The following is a 1422-nucleotide window of genomic DNA, read 5'->3' on the forward strand; positions in this document are numbered from 1 at the left end:
CGTCCCGCGCGCATCTAAATTTACGCCTGTTTTACCCAGTCGCGCTAAAGCCGCCTCGTCCGCCACTCGCCCGTCCGCAAAACCTCGCAAAATCTGATATAATAAGCCCCTCAAAGGAAAAAAATGAATAATCGAGTGTTTTTCGGCATCTTCGCTCTTTGCGCGTTGGCGCTAGTGGTGTACCTTTTTAAGCCGTTTTTGCTAAATATATTTATCGCCGCCTTGCTCGCGGTTGCCACCTCAAACGTCAACGTCAAATTTTTACAGCTAACGAAGGGTAAAAGGACCCTCTCGGCGGCTCTTACGACGCTTGCGCTGTTTTCGCTATTTATCGCGCCGCTTTTGTACGCCGTGATCGAGATCGCCAAGCACGCCGCAAATTTTAACACCGGCTACATAACAAATACGCTAAATTATTTTCAAAGCGGGAATTTTCAGCTACCCGAACCGATCAAATTTCTAGAGCCTAAAATCAAAGAGATGATCGCAGACATCGACGTCGGAGCGATATCTAGCAACGTGCTTTCTAGCCTTGGCGGCATCGGCAAATCAAGCGTAAAATTTCTCATCGACATGATTTTCATCCTCGTGTTTTTCTTTTTTGCGGTGCTGTACGGTAGCGAGCTCGTGGGCTACCTAAAAAGTGCGCTTCCGATGAAAGAGAGCGAGAGCGAGTTTATCCTCAGCGAAGTAGCCAACGTCATGAGCGTCGTGCTTTACTCTATCGTTTTAAATGCGATTTTGCAGGGCTGCCTCTTTGCTATCATCACGATTTCGTACGGCTACAACGGCTTTTTGATGGGCATACTCTTTGCCTTTACTTCGCTTGTCCCGGTCGTTGGCGGATTGCTCGCGTGGGGGCCGATCAGCCTTTACGAGTTTGCTAACGGCAACACCGCGGCTGCGATCGTCATCGCCGTCTATACTATCGTCGTGATATCTATCGTCGCAGATACGTTTTTAAAGCCGATCGTGATTAAATTTATCAACGACAAGCTCGTAAAAATCCCGACCAAAATCAACGAACTGTTGCTGTTTTTCTCGTTATCCTCGGATGTTTTGATAATTGTGACGTACACGATTGCTTCAACCTCATCATTATTTTTTGCTTTGACGCTGTACAGTTCAATATCGCTGCGAACTTGAACGCGTGATGAGGAGGGGTAGGCAAGTAGGTTTCCTCGCTCCTCGATGTTGTTTCGTTCCTGCGTGGTAAATAGTCCCCTGCCTGTTGGAACACCGGGAATTGCTCGACTGGAATGTGGGCAGGATGATAGTGTGCAATCACGATCAGTCCATTGGGCATCGAGGACTGCTTCGTATTGTTCTATTGCCCGGCCGACGGCCCGGTCGGTTTCCGGGCTAATGGATTCCGGGACGATTGTGGTCCCGGCAGTAACCGCTTGCTGTTTTTCCTGCATG

Annotated in this window: 1 protein-coding gene; it reads left to right on the forward strand. The window is 48.7% G+C overall.

From position 1 onward, the window contains the following. Positions 1-123 precede the first annotated feature (123 nt). Positions 124-1146 (forward strand): AI-2E family transporter, encoded by a 1023-nt coding sequence (locus Q0200_RS04685; protein WP_297938355.1) that lies wholly within the window; start codon positions 124-126, stop codon positions 1144-1146. Positions 1147-1422: the final 276 nt, after the last annotated feature.

Origin of the sequence: uncultured Campylobacter sp., assembly GCF_938045225.1 — a bacterium.
Lineage (GTDB): Bacteria > Campylobacterota > Campylobacteria > Campylobacterales > Campylobacteraceae > Campylobacter_A.

Excerpts from the sequence above, each read along its gene's own strand:
- Q0200_RS04685 (WP_297938355.1), top strand. The coding sequence starts at position 124 with ATGAATAATCGAGTGTTTTTCGGCATCTTCGCTCTTTGCGCGTTGGCG.